Here is a 1,967-nt window from a genome sequence, read left to right on the forward strand (position 1 = left end):
TTTTGGGTTTTGTTTTGCCCAAAATTGCTGCCGGTCCGCCGATGGAGCCGAGGTAGAAGCGGCGGTGTTTGTGGCAGGCATCCGTTACTTGCTGGCTACGGTTGCCTTTGGCGAGCATCACCATGCTGCCGCCGCGCGACTGGAACAAATCGACGTAGGAGTCCATCCGCCCCGCCGTGGTCGGTCCCATCGAGCCGCAGGCGTAGCCTGTGGGCGTTTTTGCCGGACCGGCGTAGTAAATGGGATGGTCTTTGATGTATTGCGGGAGGTCTTCGCCATTGTCCAACAGTTCTTTGAGTTTGGCGTGGGCGATGTCGCGACCCACCACGATGGTGCCGTTGAGCGACAGGCGCGTGGAAACGGGATATTTGGTCAAATCAGCCAAAATCTCTTGCATCGGGCGATTGAGGTTGATGCGCACCACATCGCCCTCGCCCGCGTTGCGCAATGCTTCGGGGATGTATTTGGCAGGGTGGTCTTCGAGTTTTTCCACCCAAATGCCGTCTTTGTTGATTTTCGCCTTGATGTTGCGGTCTGCCGAGCAGGACACCGCCATCCCCACCGGACAAGAGGCACCGTGACGCGGCAAACGGACAATCCGAATGTCGTGCGCGAGATATTTGCCGCCGAATTGCGCACCCAAACCGATTTCTTGAGCCGCTTTCAGCATTTTCGCTTCCAATGCGAGGTCGCGGAATGCCTGACCGCCATCGTTGCCGCTCGTGGGCAATGTGTCGTAATATTTCGTGGAGGCGATTTTCACCGTTTTGAGGCAGGCATCCGCCGACGTGCCGCCAATCACAAACGCGATGTGGTAGGGCGGACAGGCAGCCGTGCCCAGCGATTTCATCTTTTCGAGCAGAAATTTTTCGAGCGTCTGCGGGTTGAGCAGGGCTTTCGTTTCCTGAAAGAGGTATGTTTTGTTGGACGAGCCGCCTCCTTTGGCGATGCACAGAAATTTGTATTCCGCGCCGTCAATCGCCTGCACGTCAATCTGCGCAGGGAGGTTGGTGCCCGTGTTCTTCTCGGTGTACATATCCAACGCCACGGTCTGCGAATAGCGCAGATTTTCCTCCGTGTAGGTCTTGTACACCCCTTTGGAAAGTGCCTCCTCGTCGCCACCGCCTGTCCAAACCTGCTGCCCTTTTTTGGCAATAATCGTAGCCGTGCCCGTGTCCTGACAGAACGGCAAAATGCCTTTGGCGGACACTTCGGCATTGCGTAGCATCGTGAGAGCCACAAATTTGTCGTTCTCGCTCGCTTCGGGGTCATCCAAAATCGCGGCGACTTGCTTCTGATGCGCAGCCCGCAAGAAAAACGCGCACTGCTGAAAACACGTTGCCGCAAGGTGTGTGAGCGCATCAGGCTGCACTTTCAGGATTTCCTTGCCCTCAAACGCAGCAGTAGAAATGCCCTCTTTCGTCAGCAAATAATACTCCGTTTCGTCCTTCCCCAACGGAAACGGCTCTTGATACTTAAATGGAGGTGTTGCCATAATTTTTTTCGTGAAATTTGAGGTGCAAAAGTAAGCATTTTTTCTAAAAAACCAAGCAGGACAGAACTTTTTTTGTCTGAACTTTGATTTTCGTGTGATTTCAGTGATTTTTATGATTTTTTTGAATCATATAAATCATCTGAACTGTGATTTTAAGATGATTTTATTGGTTTGTATGATTGTTTTTAATCATATAAATCAATAAAATCATCTTAAAATCATAGTTCAGACGAAAATCACAGTTCAGACGAACAGGAACAGGCTAAATCTTTTTTTCAGGTGCTATTATTTTGCAAACGGTGTTTTATCCCGTAGGGACAAATATACATAGCCTTGTATCCCGTAGGGTGGGGTGTTAAAAAGATGGATGTTTTATGAATATTGTTCGTTCATCATTTGTTTTTATCCCGTAGGGATTGTAGCTCGGTAGAAAATAGAATCGCCCCGCCCCCCATTTCAGCATCCCGTAGGG

At 50.5% G+C, this 1,967-nt stretch carries 1 protein-coding gene; it reads right to left on the reverse strand.

Annotated features, from left to right (window positions below; translation table 11 throughout):
* Positions 1–1,495, reverse strand: a 1,495-nt coding sequence (locus ASC50_RS06455; protein WP_056928844.1) for a fumarate hydratase, incomplete at its 3' end; no start/stop codon positions are given.
* Between the last annotated feature and the right edge of the window lie 472 nt (positions 1,496–1,967).

This window comes from Candidatus Symbiothrix dinenymphae, from assembly GCF_001431085.1.